Raw genomic sequence first — 19,162 nt, 5'->3', positions numbered from 1 at the left:
ATAACAAAGGGGGAGAGTGTTATAGACACTTATAATAGATTTGCAGGCATTTATGATCAACTAATGATGGATTTCAACTATGAGAATTGGTTTAATTATATAGAAGAGATCTTTAAAAGATATAATAAAAATCCTAAGAAAATACTTGAAATGGCATGTGGAACAGGAAATCTCTCTTATTATTTTGCAAAAGAGAGATATAATTTAACATGCTTTGATTTATCATCAGACATGCTTTCTAAAGCCTATGACAAGTTAAGAAGGTATAAAAATGTAAAGATAATGGAACAAGATATGATTGATTTTAATTTAAATCAAAAATTTGATTCTGTTATTGCTATATGTGATAGTATAAATTACATTTGTGAAAAGGAAGATTTATTTGAAACTTTTAAGAATGTATGGAATCATTTAGAAGAAGATGGTATATTTATATTTGATATAAATTCATATTACAAGCTAAAATATATCATAGGTAATAATACTTTTATAGAAGATCAAGAAAATGTATTCTATACTTGGCAGAACTACTATGATGAAGAAAGGGATATTTGCGAGTTTTATTTGACTTTTTTCACTAGTGAAGACGGAGAAGACTTTCAGAGATTTGACGAGGAACACCAGGAAAGAGCTTATAGGATTGAGGAAATAATAGAGTTACTAAAAGAAGCAGGATTTAAAGATATTCATTATTATGAAGCCTTTGCTTTTGAAAAACCAATAGACAAAACCGAAAGGATAAATTTTGTTGCAATAAAATGATTGTAATTCACTTGGAGGATTTAGATGAAAGATTATTTAATAAGAGGTATAGATAAATCAGGAAGTATAAGAGTATTTGTGGCTACGACTACTAATATGGTTGAAGATGCTAGACTGGCCCATGATACATCACCAACTGCTACTGCAGCTTTTGGAAGGAGTCTAACAGCTGCTACAATGATGGGATTTATGATGAAGAATGAACAAGACAGGCTTACACTAAAGATCTCTGGTGGAGGGCCATTGGGAAATATTATCATGGTTGCAAGAAATAATGGGCAGGTTAAGGGATATGTAGATAATCCACATGCAGATGTACCTAGTAGAGCAGATGGAAAGCTTGATGTTGGTAGAGTTGTTGGATCAAATGGTACTATTACCACTACTATGGATTTAGGCCTTAAGGAGCCTTATATTGGGCAGTCCAATCTAATATCAGGAGAGATAGCTGAGGATTTAGCAGCATACTATATGTATTCAGAACAACAACCATCCGCAGTAGGTCTTGGTGTATTAGTGGATACTGATATTTCTGTTAGAGCTGCAGGTGGATATATCATTCAATTATTACCTGGAGTGGCTGATGAAGATATTAATAGAATAGAAACAGCTTTATCAAAGATTGAGCCTGTATCCACACTAATAGATAAGGGATTATCACCAGAAGATATTATGCATGAGCTATTAGATGGATTTGAAATGGAGATATTGGATAAAATAGAAGTTAAATATCTATGTGATTGTTCTAGAAATGGAATAGAAAGAGTATTACTAAGTATAGGGAAAAAAGAAATTGAAGATATGATTGAAGAAGATGGAGAAGCTGAAGTTGTATGCCATTTCTGTAATACAAAATATCATTTTTCTGAAGAAGAATTAGAAAAACTAATAAAAGATTAACAAAAATAGTTGACATTTAACTGGATTTGATATATACTAAAAATTGTTCTGTTTCGCCCGATAGCTAATCTATGGGCGTACATATACAATGCCCGGATAGCTCAGTCGGTAGAGCAGCAGACTGAAAATCTGCGTGTCGCTGGTTCGATTCCGGCTTCGGGCACCATTACAGTTTTGATGCGGAAGTGGCTCAGTGGTAGAGCATCGCCTTGCCAAGGCGAGGGTCGCGAGTTCGAATCTCGTCTTCCGCTCCAAATATGTACTATAAATATGGCGGCATAGCCAAGTGGTAAGGCAGAGGTCTGCAAAACCTTTACCCCCAGTTCAAATCTGGGTGCCGCCTCCATAGAAATACAAAGATTAGGACAGTTTGAGAATACTCAATCTGTCCTAAAACTGTTTTTGGGGGAAATAGTCGTCCTACAAAAAAATAGACTCCTTGGCGAGAAGGAGTTTATCATAAATATTATTTAGATGAATCTATTGCTTTATTAAATATTTGAGCAGTAGATTTTTTTATTTTTTCAGTTTCATAGATGTATATATCGACTGTAGTGAATAACCTTGAGTGTCTAAGCCTTTTGGATATTTCTTGACTGTTAGGAGTCTACCATCTTCCCATCTTAGAGCACATATTTCTCCTTGCCTTAGTCCAGTATGGTAAGCAATGATTGTAGTTAATTTTGCAAGTGAGCTGCAGAGGAAAATAGAATAACCATATTTAAATTGACTGGGTGTAAAAGAGCCCAGTTTTTTTTTATTCTATAGTAACACATGTACAAGTCCATAATATACTAGTATTAGAAGAGCAATAAAGCTATTCTAATACTAAATAAGGAAGGCGAAAATATGGATTATAATCAATTAGCAAAAACACAAATGCAAAACGAACCAATTGAAATAGGTGCAACATGTGTAGCACAAATAGATGGAAGATTTTTTTTGCTTATAGAAATAGAAATAGATGTTATAGGCAGTGAAATAGAAGAAGTAATTATATTTGAAATAACAGCAGCACAAGCAGCAGCCTTAGTAGCATCAGGAGTTATGCGTTGCCAAATAGTAGATACAATTCCAACTCCAACTCCAGGAATAGATGTAAATCTTATTTGTGCTTTTGTAGTAGGAGAAAATGCATACTTGGTGTTCGATGTTGAAAATGCAACTGATCGTCTAGTTCTAGTTAGAGTTTCTTTATGTCCTATAATTTAATATAATTATCAAATTGAGATTGAATAGTAAGATTTATTAATAAATAATAATAATAATAAATTTATAATTTCTTTATCAATAACCAGTATATTAGGTATAGCTGCAATGGTAATAACAGTAATTCTTGCAACAAAATAAAACATATGCTGAAAAACAATAATTAAAGATGTTCAATGAGCATTAATGGTTATCGAACAAAAAAAGATCAGGATTAAAATACCTGATCTTTTTTTGTTTCCTAAAACTGTTTTTTGAGAAAAAAGTGGAAAGATATCAGATGAATAATTAACAAAAATGCTCTTACACTATATAGTAGAAAATTACTATTCAAAAAGGTGTAGAGGGTGATATGACTGAAGAAAGTTATTCAACATGCAATCTTATTTATGATTGGCGGTATATCTTACTACTTTATTGAAATTTTATGGAGAGGATACTCTCATATAGGAATGTTTATTCTAGGAGGTTTATGCTTTGTATTAATAGGCTCAATAAGCAGATATTATTCTACATCCAAGAGATCATTCTTAATATATCAAGGTATATCTTGTTTAGTTATAACAATATTAGAATTGGTCTTTGGATTAGTCTTAAATATAGTATTAAAATTAGATGTATGGGATTATAGTAATTTGAAATTTAACTTTCTGGGGCAAATATGTTTAAAGTATAGCATATTTTGGTTTTTTCTATCTTTACCAGCTATTGTATTTTACGATTATATACGATATTGGTTATTTGGAGAAGAAAAACCTGATTACAAATTAATTTAAGAGGAGGAGAACATAAGCCCTCCTCCCTTGACATCGATCACTTACAATAGGTTCTGACAGCAAAGATTCATTGATAAATTCCAGAGTATATTTATTATCTTTGTAAATAGCATTGAATTAGACAAGGAACTTAATCCAAGTCTAATTCAATGCTATTTAATTATGTTTTGTGTTTCTTTAGATATTATGTTTATTTGTTCTTTTGGTTCGTCGTATGCGTTATACCATCCATTTTCTATAGCCATATCAGATAATTGAAAGTGACCATTTATTCCAGCGGTAAGTTGAGCTGTTAGCATTTGTCTTAATTGTGGGTTTGTAGTTTCTACTATTGCTGCAGATAACATTCCTACGCCCGCCTTAGAGGAAGCTAGCAAGTTCAAAGCTAGGTCTCTATCGTCCAAAGTACTTGTATCATCACTAATGTCTGTACCGTTCATTCCAAAAACATCATCTAACCATGCCATTATTATCTCCTCCTATTCCATATCTATTTTATTAACAAAGTTATACATTTCTTCAATACTAGATTTTTTAGCACTTAATGCATTAGTCATAAAGCTTTTTAATTCAGGATTATTAACCATGGTTAAACTTGCATTAAGGTTTTTAACGCCTAATATTGAATTGCCCATTAACTCGCGTAATTGAATCGTTTCATGTGGCGCTAATGTTTTATTATCATTCATTTTTATCACCTCCATGTATATTATGGATATATTAACATCTATTTATACAAGACTAGTAAAAAGAGAAAATAGGTTTATCTTAAATACTTTCTAGATTGATCTACTACCCAATTAAATGTTTGAGCAGTAGATTTTTTGAATTCATTTATTTGAATCACAGTTGAGTATACATTATAATCCTTGATGTCTTACAAAGATGGCCTTAAAATTAAGTAATATTGTATTGAAAATATAATAAATATGCTATAATTTCCATGTAAGTAAACTGTAGTAGAATTATTATATATACTACTAAATTCAGAGAAGATAAGTGGGGGGATTAGATGCTAGAAAAAAGTTTGTTTTCCTATAATTTTAATGACGGTGAGTGTATAGAGTTTCGGTTACTTTCAAGTGAGGATTCAATTGAAGAGTTAACACAGCTTTTGAACAAATCTTATAAGGTTTTAGCTGATATGGGACTAAATTATGTAGCAGCTACCCAGGATCAAAGTGTAACATTAAAGAGATCAAATAATGCCTATAAATGTTATATAGGTATATATAAAAATAGGATTGTTTCAACCATATCTCTCTATACCCCAAGTTCTTCGGATAATAGTAGCTGGTATAACAAGAAGTTTGTAGCCAAGGTAGGACAGTTTGCCGTTGTACCTGAATTACAAAAGTATGGGATTGGAAGCAAGATGATGGATATTGCTGAAGAAGAGGCAAGGGGTATAATGAATGTAAGAGAGCTTGCGCTAGACACTGCCGAAACAGCTCACCATTTAATCAACTATTATAAAAAAAGAGGATATAAATATATAGAAACTATTAAATGGGATGCAGTAAATTATAATAGTGTAGTATTAAGTAAATCATTGTAGTTTTAAATTTGTTATGTAAATGATGGTTAGAAGAAGATAAAAATTTAGAAGGTGATTTTATGAATCCTTTTATTCCTTTTAAGAATGCTAATTTAGCAATAGTGGATGGAAGAATAGATGAGGAAATAGAAAATAATTTAAAAGAATTAGGTTTGAAGATAATAAAGACTATTAAATGTGAAGATGTTGGTGAAAGCATTGCATATCATCCAGATATTGTAATTCACCCAATAAGCCACAATTCCTTAGTTATAGCTCCAAATGTTTTTGATTATTATGAAGACAAGTTATATGGGATGGGTATAAATTTAATTAAAGGTGAGAGTATATTAGATTGTAAATATCCTGATGACATTGCATATAATGTAGGGAGGCTTTCAGGAATAGCAATTCATAATTTCAAGTATACAGATGAAGTCCTAAAGTTTTATCTAAAAAAAGAAGGATTGGATTTTATAAATGTTAATCAAGGATATACAAAATGTTCCCTAGCAGTGGTAGGAGAGGATAGTGGCATTACAAGCGATTATCAAATGTATAAAAAATTAGTTTCTTTGGGTTACAAGATATTGATAATAGAGCCTGGACATATAGAACTAGAAGGTCAAAAATATGGATTTATTGGTGGAACTAATGGTAGTAATTGTAATGGAGAATCCATGATTTCAGGAAGCTTAAATGAGCATCCTAATAAGGAAGAAATATTAAGATTTTTTGATGAAAATAAAATAAAATTAAATTTTTTATCTCAAAAAAAAATACTAGATATTGGTACAATTATTACTCTATATTGCCAATAAAGTCAGTCTTTATCTCGTATATGTCTATTTCTTAAGTACATACTACTAAAAGAAGGGAGTGATACAATGGAAGCTATTAAGATTGGTAGTAATGAAAATAAAGATGAAGTAAAACATATAGTAGAAAGATATTTTTCTGATTCTAATGTAAAAATTGAAGAAGAATATTATGATGAAAGGTTTGTCTTTTCATTTTCCCTAGAAAAGAAAAAAGACTTTCAAGATATAGCTCTGTATAATACAATAGCAAATTTAATTCAAGATCTTATTTTAGAAATATATATTAAACAAATTATAAAAGATAGAGTAAATAAAATATGTAGTGATTATTCATTATCCGAAAAGGAAGAGATAATTGTATCAACCCACTCTACAATAATGAATGAAAACTATTATATTCGAGAAAAAAATATAGTTAAAGAAGATATAGTTAATTATTTAATTGAAAATAACATTTTATTAATAGATGGATATATAAATTTTAGATTAAGAAGGTTTTTATATATAATTGATATTTCCATAGAGAAAGCAATAGGAGATATAGAGGTAGAAAAGGAATACCTGGAGTTTTTAAGTATGCTTCAATATTTTGTGGATATTCAAGAACCAAAATCTGAACTAGTAAATGTAATAGTTAACAATAATGACTATTATTTATTAGATAAAAAAAATAATATAATAGAAAATGGTTTATTGAATGATATGGTGGAGGATTTTATTTATGAAGATATTAGCAAATCTGATTTACTAATTAGTTCTCTAATAGTGCTTTCTCCATTGAAACTGATAATGCATATAGAAGAGGGAGAAGAGCAAGAATTGGTCACTGTAGTTTCTCAAGTTTTTAAAGATAAAGTAGAATTTTGTAGAGGATGCGATCTTTGTAAAGTAAAGGCAAAACTGAAGAAAGGTAAGTAGAAGAAGTTGGTAAAACAACTTCTTTTTATTCAGTGTTTTTTATAATAGATTGGAAATTAAGAGGAAATCTGTTATTATAATAGAAAAAGATACATATGGAGGGGTAGTATGAGTAACAATATTGTTAAACCATCAATTTTACCAGGGTTTTTGGAATTAACACCAACAGATCAGATATTATTTAATAAGATGTTAGATACTATTAGAGCGAATTATGAAAAATTTGGATTTCTTCCTATAGATACACCTGTTATTGAAAAGTCAGAAGTTCTTTTAGCTAAGGGCGGAGGAGAAACTGAAAAACAAATTTATAGATTTGAAAAAGGCAGCACAGATATGTCTTTGAGATTTGACTTGACTGTTCCTTTAGCTAGATATGTTGCACAACACTATTCAGAACTAAGTTTTCCTTTTAGGAGATATCATATTGGTAAGGTATATAGAGGCGAAAGAAATCAAAAGGGTAGATTTAGAGAATTTTATCAATGTGATATAGATATTATTGGAAACGGATCCTTAGATATTATCAATGATGCAGAGATACCTTCGCTAATATATTCTACTTTTAGGGATTTAGATTTTGGTCCATTTACGATTAAAATTAATAATAGAAAGATGTTAAAGGGATTTTTTCAAAGCCTAGGCATAGATGATGCGACTTTTGTTTTAAGAGCTGTAGATAAGCTGGATAAAATAGGAATTGATGGAGTAGAGAAAGAACTTTTGAGTTTAGAATTCAACGAAGCCATTATCAACAGAATTAAAGAATTAATTAGTATTGAAGGAAGCAATAAAGAAATAATTAATAAGCTTGAGGCATTAGGAGTAGTAGATGAAACCTTTAAAGAGGGTTTAGATGAACTATCTACAGTTATTAAATACATTGATTTATTTGGAGTACCAGAAAAATATTATAAAATTGAGCTATCTATGGTAAGAGGGCTTGACTATTATACTGGAACTGTATACGAGACTGTATTAGACGATTATCCTTCTCTTGGAAGCATTTGTGGTGGAGGTAGATATGAGAATCTAGCAGGATATTATACTAAGCAAAAATTGCCAGGAGTGGGGATGTCTATTGGCTTATCTAGATTATTTTATCAACTAATAGAGGCCAAAATAATTGAAGCTAAAGAAAATTCCCTAACTAAGGTGTTAATTATTCCTATGGATGGTTTTGTGGATCATGGAGTTTATGCTGCGAATATTTTAAGAAATGAAGGAATACATAGTCAAATATACCTTGAATCAGGGAAGATAGGGAAGATATTTAACTATGCAGATAAACTAAAAATTCCTTATGTAATAGTAATAGGTCAAGATGAAGCAACTAATAACACCTATTCCTTTAGAAATATGAAAACAGGTGAACAGAAAAATATTTCAATTGATGAAGTATTAGAATGTTTAAAATCATAAATTGGTGGTATAAATATTAATAACATATTGACAAGTGGTTAATATTGTGGTAATATGAATTTTAATTTAATATTATGGTGTAGATGGGAAGAGTAATATATTATGTACTTGTAGAGAGAGAAGATCGTGGCTGAAAGTCTTCTTAAGGAAAAGATATATGAAAACTAACCCTGAACCGAATCCAAATGAAGGATTTCCGCTATTTAGCGTTATTTAATTTGAGAAGCAATTAGGGTGGAACCACGAAGCTTAACCTCTCGTCCCTACATAGGAATATGTAGTGATGAGAGGTTTATTTTTTATTTTAAGGTTAATTTAAGGAGGAATGAAAATGGAAAGGATAAAGATTACTTTACCTGATGGTGCTGTTAGAGAGTATGACAAAGGTGTTACTGTATATGATGTGACTAAAGATATTTCAGAAGGATTAGCAAGAGTTGCCCTTGGTGCAGTTGTAAATGGAGATACAAAGGGTATGCAAGAGACTATAGATGAAGATTCAACATTTAAAGTAGTTAAATTTGAAGATAAAGAAGGAAAGGCTATATTTTGGCATACTTCAGCTCATATAATGGCCCTTGCAGTACAAAAACTTTTCCCAGGAGTTAAATTTGCCATTGGACCTGCTATAGACAATGGTTTCTACTATGATTTTGATACTGAGCATAGATTTACTCCAGAGGATTTAGAGAAGATTGAGGCTGAAATGGCTAAGGTAGTTAAAGAAGGCCATGTAGTAGAAAGATTTGTTATGCCGAGGAATGAAGCTCTTGAATATTTTAGTAAACAAGATGAAGTATATAAGGTTGATTTAATTGAGAATTTGCCAGAGGATGAGATAATTTCATTCTATACTTTAGGAGAGTTTACAGACCTTTGTGCAGGCCCACATTTATATGATATTAAGAAAGTTAAAGCTATTAAGTTGTTAAGTATTGCAGGAGCTTATTGGCGTGGTGATGAAAAGAACAAAATGCTTCAAAGAATCTATGGAACAACTTTTGAAAAGAAAAAGGAATTAGAAGAATATCTTCATATGTTGGAAGAGGCTAAGAAAAGAGATCATCGAAAATTAGGTAGAGAATTAGATTTGTATAGTATCCATGAAGAAGGACCAGGATTCCCATTCTTCCATCCAAAGGGAATGGTACTAAGAAATATACTAGAAAACTTTTGGAGAGAAGAGCATACTAGGGCAGGATATGAGGAAATAAAAACTCCACTAATCTTAAATGAAGCTCTATGGCATCAATCAGGACATTGGGATCACTATAAGGAAAATATGTATTTTACAAATATTGATGATGGTGATTATGCTATTAAACCAATGAACTGCCCAGGATCTATTTTAGTATATAAGTCTAAAATGTACAGCTATAGAGATCTTCCTCTAAGATGGGGAGAACTTGGATTAGTTCACAGGCATGAGTTATCCGGAGCACTACACGGATTGATGAGAGTTAGATCATTTACTCAAGATGATGCTCATTTATTTGTACTACCATCTCAAATAAAAGAAGAATTGGTTAAAATAATAGAATTAGCAGATAAGATGTATAATGTATTTGGATTTAAGTACCACATTGAATTATCCACTAGACCTGAAAACTCTATGGGAACTGAAGAACAATGGGAAATTGCAACAAATGGTTTAATAGAAGCATTGAAGGAAAAAGAAATAGATTATATATTAAATGAAGGTGATGGAGCATTCTATGGACCAAAGATAGACTTCCAATTAGAAGATGCTATCGGAAGAACTTGGCAATGTGGTACAATTCAATTAGACTTCCAATTACCAGAGAAATTTGATATGACTTATGTTGGCAATGATAATGAAAAGAAAAGACCTGTTATGATTCATAGAACTATATATGGTAGTATGGAAAGATTTATGGGAATATTAATAGAACATTTTGCAGGTAAATTCCCAGCATGGCTTGCTCCAATACAGGCAACTATCCTTCCTATTTCAGATAAATTCAATGATTATGCATATGAAGTTAAAAAGCAATTGGCTAATAAAGGTATTAGAGTTGAAGTGGATGCTAGATCTGAAAAAGTAGGATATAAAATCAGAGAGGCCCAATTACAACAAATTCCTTATATGCTTGTAGTAGGTGAAAAAGAAGTAACAGAAGAGTTGGTATCAGTTAGATCAAGGGACAATGGAGATCTTGGTCAAGTAAAAGTTGAAGAGTTTGTAAATCAAATTACAAAAGAAATCCAAGAAAAAAGATAATAAACAAATAAGTTTGGATTTTGGTGCCTGGCACCAAAATCCAAACTTATTTTAATTTGCCTGAATTGCAGGCAATGGCTTCTCGTATATTTTGAAGATTTTTTCTAATTCTTCACTATCTATGGTTTCATTTTCCAACAATGTATTGGCAATATGATGTAGTATCTTCTTGTTCTCTTCGATTATTCTAAGTGCTTCAATATATCTTTCATCTGTGATCTTTTTTATCTCAATTCGAATCATTTCAGAGCTATACTTAATGTATGACTCATCTAAAGCCATAGTTCCTAAAGCACTCATACCATAGTTGCATACCATTGCCCTAGCTATATCCGTAGCCTTATTTAAATCGTCTTTGGCCCCTGTAGTGATATCAGAGAAGACTATTTCTTCAGCGGCCCTACCAGCCAACAATCCAGTTATTCTATTTACTAGCTCTGACTGGGTCATTAAATATCTTTCTTCATCAGGGAATTTTAGTACATAACCTAGGGCCTGACCTCTTGGGACTATTGATATTTTTTGTACTATATCAGTCTCTAACATTTTGCATACTAATGCATGGCCTGCTTCATGTATTGCTACAGTTTCTTTTTCTTTGCGTAGAACTGTTGGATTTTTTACTTCTAGTCCTGCCAATACTCTTTCAATGGCTGCATCAAATTCTGATGAAGATATTATATTTTTATTTTTTCTAACAGCAATAATAGCCGCTTCATTTGCTATATTGGCTAATTCTGCTCCTGATAAGCCAGTAGTTTTCTTTGCAATGGATTTTATATCTATTGTCTTATCTAATGGTTTATTCTTTGTGTGTACCTCCAATATTTGTTCTCTTGCTCGTACATTTGGATTGCCTACAAATATATGCCTGTCAAATCGACCAGGTCTTAGCAGGGCTTCATCTAGTAAGTCTAATCTATTGGTAGCCCCGATTACTATGACTGTTTCGTTGGTGCTAAATCCATCCATCTCTACTAGAAGTTGGTTCAGTGTTTGATCCTTTTCATTATTGGATTCTAGATTTCGTTTTGTGCCTATGGCATCTATCTCATCTATAAAGATAATACTTGGTGCCTCTTTTTTTGCCTTTTCAAAAAGTGTTCTAACTCTTTTAGCACCAACGCCCACATATTTTTCTACAAATTCTGATCCTGAGGCGTAGAGAAAAGTAGAATTTGTCTCTCCAGCTACTGCTTTTGCTAGTAATGTTTTACCGGTACCTGGTGGTCCGTGAAATAAAATTCCCTTAGGTATTTTAGCACCCATTTTTTTATACTTTAGGGAGTTGTTAATAAAATCAATAGTTTCCTGCAGTTCTTCTTTTATCTCATCTAACCCTGCCACATCTTTAAATGATACATCAGACTTATCCCTATCCCTCCCTGTATCTTTTTCAATAGATAAAACAGAGGGGACTAGCTGTGGTTTGGTATCAGATTTGATATAAAGAATACAAAGTATTAGAGTAATCATCCATACTGTCACTTTATCTCCTAACTTAAAATTCAGGAATTTAGTCATTGGAAATATTGTGTCGTAGACAAGTATAAATGAGAATATAAACCCTAGTACCAGAAAAAAGAATATTATTTTTTTCTTTTTCAATTTATCCCCACCTTATTTTTTTTTCTAAAGTTAGTGTAACCATTTAATTGAATTTATATAAAAGAAAAATATTAAAGTTGTATGAAAATATGAATAAAGGTATAATATGGATAGATATGAAAGGAGAGGTGAATTAAATGGATTTCTTAAATTTAATTGACAGCTATCAGGAAAAAATAATTCAATCAACTCAAGAAATAGTAAGAATTAAAAGTGTGGAAGAGAATGAAAAATTAAATATGCCATTTGGTGAAGGTCCATATAAGGCTCTAGAATATGCACTAGAATTATCAAAAGAAATGGGATTTGAAACTAAAAACTTGGATGGTTATGCAGGCTATGCAGAGTTTGGTAAAGGAGAAGAAACAGTTGGAGTCTTAGTTCATCTAGATGTTGTACCTGAAGGAGAAGGATGGAGCTATCCACCTTATGCTGCAGAAATTCATGATGGAAAGATATTTGGTAGGGGTACAATAGATGATAAGGGGCCTGCCATAGCTACACTTTATGCTATGAAAGCCCTAAAAGAATCAGGGGTTGCACTTAATAGAAAAATTAGGGTAATACTTGGCACCAATGAGGAAACAGGTTGGGGTTGCATGGATTATTATTTCAAACATGAAAAGCCACCTACCATGGCTTTTACTCCTGATGCAGATTTTCCTGTCATCCATGGGGAAAAGGGAATAATAGTATTTAACTTAGAGCAAAAATTAGAATCAAATCCTTGTTGTGGTACTGTGCTTAAAGAAATAAAAGGCGGTAATGCAGCTAATATGGTGCCTGATTTTGCAGAGGCAACTTTAGAAGTACAGGATATAAGAAGCTTTGAGAATAATTATAAGTCTTATATGAAAGAAAAAGACTATCCAGTTCATATTCATATTGAAGATAATACTGTTAAATTGACGGCTAAAGGTATCTCAGCTCATGGTAGTACCCCAGAAAAGGGAGAAAATGCTATTTCTTATTTAATGGATGCTTTATCCAACTGCCTAAGTGGGCACTGTGACCTTTGTGATTTCATTAAAATATACAATGAAAGAATAGGGTTTAAGCATTATGGTGAAGGTATTGGTTGTGGTTTTGAAGATGATGTCTCTGGTAAATTAAATTTCAACCCTGGGTTGATAAAACTAGCAGGAGATAAGATTACTTTAACTATCAATGTTAGATATCCTATAAAGAGTAGCTCCAAGGAAGTATATGATGGAATTAGAAAAAATCTTGAAGGAACAAAACTTCAATTGATTGAAGGCAATGGTGATACTAAGCCTTTATATGTTCCGAAGGATAATTTCTTGGTTGAAAAATTAATGAAAGTATATAGAGAACAGACTGGTGATATAGATAGTGAACCAATTACAATTGGTGGAGGAACATACGCTAGGGCAATGGATAATGCGGTAGCCTTTGGACCAATGTTTCCAGGACAATTAGATGTAGTACATCAAAAAGATGAGTATATTTCCATTGAGCATTTGATGAAAATAACAAAAATATATGCACAAGCACTATATGAATTAGCAAAATAGTAGTGAATTAATAATTAGAAAAATTATATTTGACAAAAGACAGATGCTAATGTATAATTATGTGGTAAACTTAATAATGGGTTTAAGTAGAAGTGTCCGCTTCTCACCTTATAGCTTTTGCTCTTAAGGTTAATAAATTATGAAATAGTCTTATTATATAAGATTTATATTTCTGTGGATTTAAGCGGGTATTCTATGCCCGCTTTTTTATATTTAAAAAAATTGGGAGGTGCTGTAATATCAAAGAGCTTCAGATTAATGAGGAAATCAGGGAAAAAGAGGTAAGATTAATTGATTCTGATGGATCGCAATTAGGTGTTGTATCTATTAAACAGGCTATGGAAACTTCGGAGGAAAGAAAACTAGATTTAGTTATGATTGCTCCAACTGCTAAGCCACCTGTGTGCAAGATAATGGACTATGGTAAGTATAAGTATGAATTAGCAAAGAAGGAAAAAGAAGCTAGAAAGAATCAAAAGATTATCAATGTAAAAGAAATTCGCCTAACTCCAAATATTGAGATTCATGACTTGCAAGTAAAAGCTAAAAGAGCTAATGAATTTTTAAAGGATGGAGACAAGGTTAAAGTTTCAGTTAGATTTAGAGGAAGAGAAATGGGTCATACTGAAATAGGAAGAGAAGTATTAGATGATTTTGTAAAACTGATTTCTGAAGTTGGAACGGTAGAAAAAGCTGCTAAACTAGAAGGACGAAATATGGTAATGCATTTAACACCAAAATCGGAGTAATGAAGGAGGTAACATCATGGCAAAAATGAAAACTCATAGAGCATCAGCAAAAAGGTTTAAAAGAACTGGTACAGGTTTACTTAAGAGATTTAAGGCATATAAGAGCCATAAAACTGGAAAGAAATCAGCTAAAAGAGTTAGAAACTTAAGACAAGGTACTCTTGTTAGTAAAGGTGACCAAAAAAGAATAGATTCAATGATACCATAAAAATTAAATTGGAATACGGGGAGGTACTATAGATGGCAAGAGTAAAAAGAGCTGTAAATGCCAAGAAAAGACATAAGAAAGTATTGAAACAAGCCAAAGGTTATTACGGAGCGAAGTCTAAGTTATTCAGGACTGCTAATCAAGCTGTTATGAAATCATTAAACTACGCATATATTGGACGTAAACTAAGAAAGAGAGATTTTAGAAAACTTTGGATTACAAGAATTAATGCTGCTGCAAGATTAAATGGAATGAGCTATAGCAAATTCATCAGTGGTCTTAAAAAGGCGAATATTGAAGTAAATAGAAAAATGTTGTCAGAAATGGCTATACATGATGCAGAAGGCTTCGCAAAATTAGTAGAAATTGCAAAAGGTATATAATCAGAAAACTACTATAGGTTAAATTACAGTAAAAGTTCCGTAAGGGGACTTTTATTTTGTTTTATTTAATAGTTTGTAATGATTAGGCAATAATAAGGGTATATAGGTATGTAATTGGGAGGAGTTTTCATGAATTTTATAAAAAGAAGACTTGCGAGATTAAAGTTAAATCCTCCAAGAGTTTTAGCGTTGGGATTTGGTAGCCTGATATTTATTGGAGCTATATTGCTAAATTTACCTTTGGCTACACAGAATGGGGAAAGCATCGGTTTTATCAATGCTTTATTTACTTCGACATCCGCAGTATGTGTTACAGGACTAGTAGTGGTGAATACAGGCTTTTATTGGTCTTTATTTGGTCAAATTGTAATAATCCTTCTTATACAAATGGGGGGATTAGGATTTATGACTATAGCCACTATTGGAGCTCTGATTATTGGAAAGAAAATTACATTGAAAGAAAGGTTAATAATAAAAGAACAATTGAATCAGGAAACTATGTCTGGATTAGTTAAATTGACTAAATATGTTGTTCTTTCTACCTTTCTAATAGAAGGCATAGGAGCATTGCTATTAGCAACTAGATTCATACCTATATATGGAGGGGCAAAGGGAATATGGTTCTCTATATTTCACTCTATATCTGCATTTTGTAATGCTGGTTTTGACCTTACAGGGGACAGTATTGTGCCATTTGTAGGAGATTTTACTATCAATATGACTATATCAGCTTTAATAATTTTAGGAGGACTTGGGTTCACTGTATATATAGATATTTCTAAAAACAAAAACTTTAAAAAACTTAGTCTACATTCAAAATTAGTTTTACTAATTACTGGCGTTCTACTGCTAGGCGGAATGATAATAATTCTTTTAATAGAGTATAATAACCCCCTTACTTTAAAACCCTTGAGTATTTCTGAAAAACTTATTGCATCATTTTTTCAATCTGTAGTTCCTAGGACAGCTGGGTATTATTCTGTTAATTTAGCAGGACTTTATGATACAACTGTATTTCTCATGATAATCTTAATGTTTATAGGAGGTTCTCCTGGTTCCACAGGGGGAGGTATTAAGACTACAACATTCGGCACTATTATACTAACTACTATCGGAGTGATAAAAGGTGATAAGGATATTGTGGCCTTTAAAAAGAGAATATCCTATGATGTGATAAATAGATCCATTGCTATAACCACTGTGGGAATGATTATAGTACTTTTGGTATCCTTTGTTTTAACAGTGACAGAGCCAGCCAATTTTTTAGATGTTTTATTTGAGACAACATCAGCCTTTGCAACAGTAGGATCAACAAGAGGCCTTACACCAAACCTTACATATTTTGGGAAGGTCATGATAATTTTAACTATGTATATAGGTAGAGTTGGACCTCTAACTATGGCGTATGTTTTTGCTAGAAGAAGTAAGGCTGGTAACTTTAGATATTCTGAAGGAAATATAATGGTGGGATAGAAAGGAGCTATAAGAATGAAATCATTTGCAATCATTGGATGTGGAAGGTTTGGAGGAGCTGTTGCAAGAACCTTATATAGTTTAGGTTATGAGGTTTTAGCCATTGATATATCAGAAGATATTATTAAAGAAATATCTGATGAAGTGACTCATGCAGCTCAAGCAGATGTAATGGATGAAACGGTATTAAAGGATTTAGGACTAAGAAATTTTGATGTTGCTGTAGTAGCTATTGGTTCTGATATTGAAGCATCAATAATGGCAACACTAGTTGTTAAGGAGTTAGGTATTAAGAAAGTAGTAGCAAAGGCATTATCTGATATCCATGGAAAGGTTCTTACTAAAATAGGCGCTGATAGAGTAATATTTCCGGAAAGAGATATGGGACTTAGGCTAGCTCATAATCTAGCTTCTGCTAATATTCTTGATTTTATTGAACTATCACCAGATTATAGCATCCTAGAAGTAAATGCCCTTAGAGAATGGGAAAATAGATCTTTGGCTCAGTTAAAATTATCTACAAAATATGGAGTAAATGTAATGGCAATAAAGAGAGGGAATACAATAAATGTTTCTCCAAATAGTGAGGCTGTAATAGAAAAAGATGATATTTTAGTTGTCATAGGAAGCACAAATGATATTAAAACAATAGAGAAAAAAGCTGGTGAATAATATGCTGGAAATTACTAGTGTTAAAAATCCTTTAATAAAAGAAATAAAATCCTTATATAGAAAAAAGGAAAGAATGAAAAATAAATCTTTTATTATTGAAGGCATAAAGATGCTTGAAGAAGCAATAAATTATAATTATCATGTTCAAAATATAGTATATACAGATCAACTACTAAATACTAAAGATGGAACAGGGTTTTTTGAAAAGATCAAGCTACTGGACAATTTAGTATATGTGCCAGATAATGTTTTCAAGGAAATTTCAGATACGGAAAATCCTCAAGGAGTATTAGGAATTGGAAGATTTGAATATAAGAATATTGAAGAAATTAGCGATAATGAAAGGCCATTCTTGTTATTTCTTGATGGTGTACAAGACCCAGGAAACTTGGGTACCATAATCAGGACTGCTGATGCTTTTAATGCAGATGGTATAATAATTACAGAGGGGTGCGTAGATCCTTACAATCCTAAGGTTGTAAGGGCTACTATGGGGTCCATATTTAGGGTTCCATTATTTTATATATCTGATAGTATGGATGAGTTAATGAAGCTTAAAGATATGAATATACAAGTATATTCAACATCTTTAGATGGAAGTATACCAATATATGATGCTGATTTTAATAATGGATTTGTTCTTGTAATTGGAAATGAGTCAAAGGGTGTTAGTGAAGAAGTTTTTTCTATGTCAGATAAACTAATTAAGATACCAATGCCTGGGAAGGCAGAGTCATTAAATGCAGGAGTAGCGGCTTCTATAATAATGTATGAAGTAATGAAGCAAAGAGTGAATAATTCTTGAGTTTTGAAATACTAGGTGCTATAATTGAATAAATACTTTGAGATTCTGACCTTTGTTCTACGAAAAAGGTCTTGTTTTTTATCTTACTGCAAAGGAGTAATAAATATGAAGGAAAATATGAGAGAGAAGTTGCTTGAAATCAAAGAAATAGCATTGAACAGCATAAATGATGTAGTTAGCTTAGAAGATATTGAACAATTGAGAGTAAGATTCCTAGGGAAAAAGGGTGAACTTACATCAGTTTTAAGAGATATGGGCAAATTAGTTGCAGAGGAAAGACCTATAGTTGGGCAAATAGCCAATGAAATTAGGGATGAATTAGAAGAGGCCATTTCATCTATGAAGTCTAGACTCAATGATGAAGTAAAGAAAGCTAAGATGAGCAAGGAAAAGATAGATATAACTATGGATGTACATAAAGAAAAATTAGGTCACAGACATCCACTTTTAGCTACAGTAGAAGAGCTGGAAGACTTATTTATCTCCATGGGATTTTCTGTTATTCATGGTCCTGAAATAGAGACAGTGGAGAATAACTTTGATTTATTAAATTCTCCAGAAAACCATCCATCTAGAGATTTTTCAGATACTTTTTATATAACAGATGATATCCTTCTTAGAACACATACCTCACCTGTACAAATAAGATCTATGAAGGAGTTAGGAGCTCCTCTTAGAATGGTATCAGCTGGAAGAACCTTTAGATTTGATGATGTAGATGATACACATTCACCAATGTTTCATCAACTAGAAGGCTTGGTTATAGATGAAAACATTAATATGGCTAATTTGATTCATACTTTAGATATATTTATAAAGGAGTTATTTGGTGCTGATATGAAAACTAGATATAGACCACATCATTTCCCTTTTACCGAGCCATCTGCTGAGGTAGATGTAACTTGCTTGAAATGTAGAGGAGAGGGTTGCCCTGCATGTAATCAAACAGGATGGAGTATGGAACTTCTAGGCTGTGGTATGGTTCATCCAAAGGTTTTAGAGAATTGTGGCATTGATTCTGAAAAATATAGTGGATTTGCATTTGGTATGGGAATTGATAGAATTACAATGGTTAAATATGGTATAACAGATATTCGTTTATTATTTGAAAATGACAATAGATTTTTGGAACAATTTTAGAG

At 31.9% G+C, this 19,162-nt stretch carries 20 protein-coding genes, 3 tRNA genes and 2 other annotated features; of the genes, 20 read left to right on the top strand and 3 right to left on the bottom strand.

The features are described from left to right. The 7 genes from RIN63_RS07760 (at position 1) to RIN63_RS07730 (ending at position 3,647) form a co-directional block, all read left to right on the top strand. The gene (locus RIN63_RS07760) at positions 1 to 762 is read left to right on the top strand and encodes a methyltransferase domain-containing protein (protein WP_310444686.1); all 762 of its coding nucleotides are present in this window, start codon (positions 1 to 3) and stop codon (positions 760 to 762) included. Between the two features lie 24 nt (positions 763 to 786). Next, entirely contained in the window at positions 787 to 1,662 is an 876-nt protein-coding gene (gene hslO / locus RIN63_RS07755) for an Hsp33 family molecular chaperone HslO (protein WP_310444143.1), read from the top strand. A 90-nt stretch (positions 1,663 to 1,752) separates the two neighbouring features. After that, a tRNA-Phe gene (locus tag RIN63_RS07750) sits at positions 1,753 to 1,828 on the top strand. 13 nt (positions 1,829 to 1,841) lie between these two features. Then, positions 1,842 to 1,916 (top strand) — tRNA-Gly (locus RIN63_RS07745). Between the two features lie 18 nt (positions 1,917 to 1,934). Beyond that, positions 1,935 to 2,008, top strand: a tRNA-Cys gene (locus RIN63_RS07740). Between the two features lie 503 nt (positions 2,009 to 2,511). Then, positions 2,512 to 2,874: a hypothetical protein gene (locus tag RIN63_RS07735; RefSeq protein ID WP_310444142.1), complete on the top strand. Its 363-nt coding sequence runs from the start codon at positions 2,512 to 2,514 to the stop codon at positions 2,872 to 2,874. A gap of 449 nt (positions 2,875 to 3,323) precedes the next feature. Continuing rightward, the gene (locus RIN63_RS07730) at positions 3,324 to 3,647 is read left to right on the top strand and encodes a putative ABC transporter permease (RefSeq protein ID WP_399324572.1); all 324 of its coding nucleotides are present in this window, start codon (positions 3,324 to 3,326) and stop codon (positions 3,645 to 3,647) included. Between the two features lie 152 nt (positions 3,648 to 3,799). Here the strand turns inward: RIN63_RS07730 and RIN63_RS07725 are convergent, their stop codons facing one another. Continuing rightward, complete coding sequence (locus RIN63_RS07725; protein ID WP_310444140.1) at positions 3,800 to 4,114, bottom strand: spore coat protein; 315 nt, start codon at positions 4,112 to 4,114, stop codon at positions 3,800 to 3,802. 12 nt (positions 4,115 to 4,126) lie between these two features. Beyond that, on the bottom strand, positions 4,127 to 4,336 hold the full coding sequence (locus RIN63_RS07720; protein WP_310444139.1) for a hypothetical protein: 210 nt from the start codon (positions 4,334 to 4,336) through the stop codon (positions 4,127 to 4,129). A gap of 323 nt (positions 4,337 to 4,659) precedes the next feature. Here RIN63_RS07720 and RIN63_RS07715 point away from each other — a divergent pair, with 323 nt between their 5' ends. From RIN63_RS07715 to thrS, 5 genes are all read left to right on the top strand, one after another. Beyond that, positions 4,660 to 5,205, top strand: coding sequence for a GNAT family N-acetyltransferase (locus tag RIN63_RS07715; protein ID WP_310444138.1), 546 nt, complete (start codon positions 4,660 to 4,662; stop codon positions 5,203 to 5,205). 59 nt (positions 5,206 to 5,264) lie between these two features. After that, a complete protein-coding gene (locus tag RIN63_RS07710) occupies positions 5,265 to 6,005 on the top strand; it encodes a DUF6873 family GME fold protein (RefSeq protein WP_310444137.1) in 741 nt (246 codons plus the stop codon). 66 nt (positions 6,006 to 6,071) lie between these two features. Continuing rightward, positions 6,072 to 6,923, top strand: coding sequence for a putative sporulation protein YtxC (locus tag RIN63_RS07705; RefSeq protein ID WP_310444135.1), 852 nt, complete (start codon positions 6,072 to 6,074; stop codon positions 6,921 to 6,923). A 108-nt stretch (positions 6,924 to 7,031) separates the two neighbouring features. Then, complete coding sequence (gene hisS, locus RIN63_RS07700) at positions 7,032 to 8,345, top strand: histidine--tRNA ligase (protein WP_310444134.1); 1,314 nt, start codon at positions 7,032 to 7,034, stop codon at positions 8,343 to 8,345. 71 nt (positions 8,346 to 8,416) lie between these two features. Then, positions 8,417 to 8,613 (top strand) — a binding site (T-box leader). A 63-nt stretch (positions 8,614 to 8,676) separates the two neighbouring features. Continuing rightward, a complete protein-coding gene (gene thrS, locus RIN63_RS07695) occupies positions 8,677 to 10,587 on the top strand; it encodes a threonine--tRNA ligase (protein WP_310444133.1) in 1,911 nt (636 codons plus the stop codon). 51 nt (positions 10,588 to 10,638) lie between these two features. Here thrS and ftsH read toward each other — a convergent pair whose 3' ends face one another. After that, positions 10,639 to 12,195: an ATP-dependent zinc metalloprotease FtsH gene (gene ftsH, locus RIN63_RS07690; RefSeq protein ID WP_310444132.1), complete on the bottom strand. Its 1,557-nt coding sequence runs from the start codon at positions 12,193 to 12,195 to the stop codon at positions 10,639 to 10,641. A 137-nt stretch (positions 12,196 to 12,332) separates the two neighbouring features. Between ftsH and pepV the strand changes: the two genes are divergently transcribed. The 8 genes from pepV (at position 12,333) to pheS (ending at position 19,160) form a co-directional block, all read left to right on the top strand. Next, positions 12,333 to 13,730, top strand: a complete 1,398-nt coding sequence (gene pepV / locus RIN63_RS07685) for a dipeptidase PepV (RefSeq protein ID WP_310444131.1) — start codon at positions 12,333 to 12,335, stop codon at positions 13,728 to 13,730. 78 nt (positions 13,731 to 13,808) lie between these two features. Continuing rightward, positions 13,809 to 13,947 (top strand) — a sequence feature (ribosomal protein L20 leader region). After that, positions 13,940 to 14,479: a translation initiation factor IF-3 gene (infC, locus tag RIN63_RS07680; protein ID WP_310444685.1), complete on the top strand. Its 540-nt coding sequence runs from the start codon at positions 13,940 to 13,942 to the stop codon at positions 14,477 to 14,479. It overlaps the preceding feature by 8 nt. A gap of 16 nt (positions 14,480 to 14,495) precedes the next feature. Next, positions 14,496 to 14,687: a 50S ribosomal protein L35 gene (rpmI, locus tag RIN63_RS07675; protein ID WP_310444130.1), complete on the top strand. Its 192-nt coding sequence runs from the start codon at positions 14,496 to 14,498 to the stop codon at positions 14,685 to 14,687. Positions 14,688 to 14,719: 32 nt separating this feature from the next. After that, a complete protein-coding gene (rplT, locus tag RIN63_RS07670; protein ID WP_310444129.1) occupies positions 14,720 to 15,070 on the top strand; it encodes a 50S ribosomal protein L20 in 351 nt (116 codons plus the stop codon). Between the two features lie 129 nt (positions 15,071 to 15,199). After that, the gene (locus RIN63_RS07665; RefSeq protein WP_310444128.1) at positions 15,200 to 16,543 is read left to right on the top strand and encodes a TrkH family potassium uptake protein; all 1,344 of its coding nucleotides are present in this window, start codon (positions 15,200 to 15,202) and stop codon (positions 16,541 to 16,543) included. A gap of 15 nt (positions 16,544 to 16,558) precedes the next feature. Next, positions 16,559 to 17,215: a TrkA family potassium uptake protein gene (locus RIN63_RS07660; protein ID WP_310444127.1), complete on the top strand. Its 657-nt coding sequence runs from the start codon at positions 16,559 to 16,561 to the stop codon at positions 17,213 to 17,215. 1 nt (position 17,216) lies between these two features. After that, entirely contained in the window at positions 17,217 to 18,020 is an 804-nt protein-coding gene (gene rlmB / locus RIN63_RS07655) for a 23S rRNA (guanosine(2251)-2'-O)-methyltransferase RlmB (RefSeq protein WP_310444126.1), read from the top strand. Between the two features lie 117 nt (positions 18,021 to 18,137). After that, a complete protein-coding gene (gene pheS, locus RIN63_RS07650; protein ID WP_310444683.1) occupies positions 18,138 to 19,160 on the top strand; it encodes a phenylalanine--tRNA ligase subunit alpha in 1,023 nt (340 codons plus the stop codon). Positions 19,161 to 19,162: the final 2 nt, after the last annotated feature.

The sequence above is a fragment of the Tissierella sp. genome (assembly GCF_031460495.1).
Taxonomy (GTDB): domain Bacteria; phylum Bacillota; class Clostridia; order Tissierellales; family Tissierellaceae; genus JAVKTS01.
Note: the sequence above shows the minus strand (reverse complement) of the source record. Positions and strands in the feature narration are given on the sequence as shown.

Bases quoted from the DNA above. Each gene is read 5' to 3' on its own strand.
- hslO (WP_310444143.1), top strand. From the start codon at position 787: ATGAAAGATTATTTAATAAGAGGTATAGATAAATCAGGAAGTATAAGA.
- RIN63_RS07735 (WP_310444142.1), top strand. From the start codon at position 2,512: ATGGATTATAATCAATTAGCAAAAACACAAATGCAAAACGAACCAATT.
- RIN63_RS07730 (WP_399324572.1), top strand. From the start codon at position 3,324: ATGTTTATTCTAGGAGGTTTATGCTTTGTATTAATAGGCTCAATAAGC.
- RIN63_RS07725 (WP_310444140.1), bottom strand. From the start codon at position 4,114: ATGGCATGGTTAGATGATGTTTTTGGAATGAACGGTACAGACATTAGT.
- RIN63_RS07720 (WP_310444139.1), bottom strand. From the start codon at position 4,336: ATGAATGATAATAAAACATTAGCGCCACATGAAACGATTCAATTACGC.
- RIN63_RS07715 (WP_310444138.1), top strand. From the start codon at position 4,660: ATGCTAGAAAAAAGTTTGTTTTCCTATAATTTTAATGACGGTGAGTGT.
- RIN63_RS07710 (WP_310444137.1), top strand. From the start codon at position 5,265: ATGAATCCTTTTATTCCTTTTAAGAATGCTAATTTAGCAATAGTGGAT.
- RIN63_RS07705 (WP_310444135.1), top strand. From the start codon at position 6,072: ATGGAAGCTATTAAGATTGGTAGTAATGAAAATAAAGATGAAGTAAAA.
- hisS (WP_310444134.1), top strand. From the start codon at position 7,032: ATGAGTAACAATATTGTTAAACCATCAATTTTACCAGGGTTTTTGGAA.
- thrS (WP_310444133.1), top strand. From the start codon at position 8,677: ATGGAAAGGATAAAGATTACTTTACCTGATGGTGCTGTTAGAGAGTAT.
- pepV (WP_310444131.1), top strand. From the start codon at position 12,333: ATGGATTTCTTAAATTTAATTGACAGCTATCAGGAAAAAATAATTCAA.
- rpmI (WP_310444130.1), top strand. From the start codon at position 14,496: ATGGCAAAAATGAAAACTCATAGAGCATCAGCAAAAAGGTTTAAAAGA.
- rplT (WP_310444129.1), top strand. From the start codon at position 14,720: ATGGCAAGAGTAAAAAGAGCTGTAAATGCCAAGAAAAGACATAAGAAA.
- RIN63_RS07665 (WP_310444128.1), top strand. From the start codon at position 15,200: ATGAATTTTATAAAAAGAAGACTTGCGAGATTAAAGTTAAATCCTCCA.
- RIN63_RS07660 (WP_310444127.1), top strand. From the start codon at position 16,559: ATGAAATCATTTGCAATCATTGGATGTGGAAGGTTTGGAGGAGCTGTT.
- rlmB (WP_310444126.1), top strand. From the start codon at position 17,217: ATGCTGGAAATTACTAGTGTTAAAAATCCTTTAATAAAAGAAATAAAA.
- pheS (WP_310444683.1), top strand. From the start codon at position 18,138: ATGAGAGAGAAGTTGCTTGAAATCAAAGAAATAGCATTGAACAGCATA.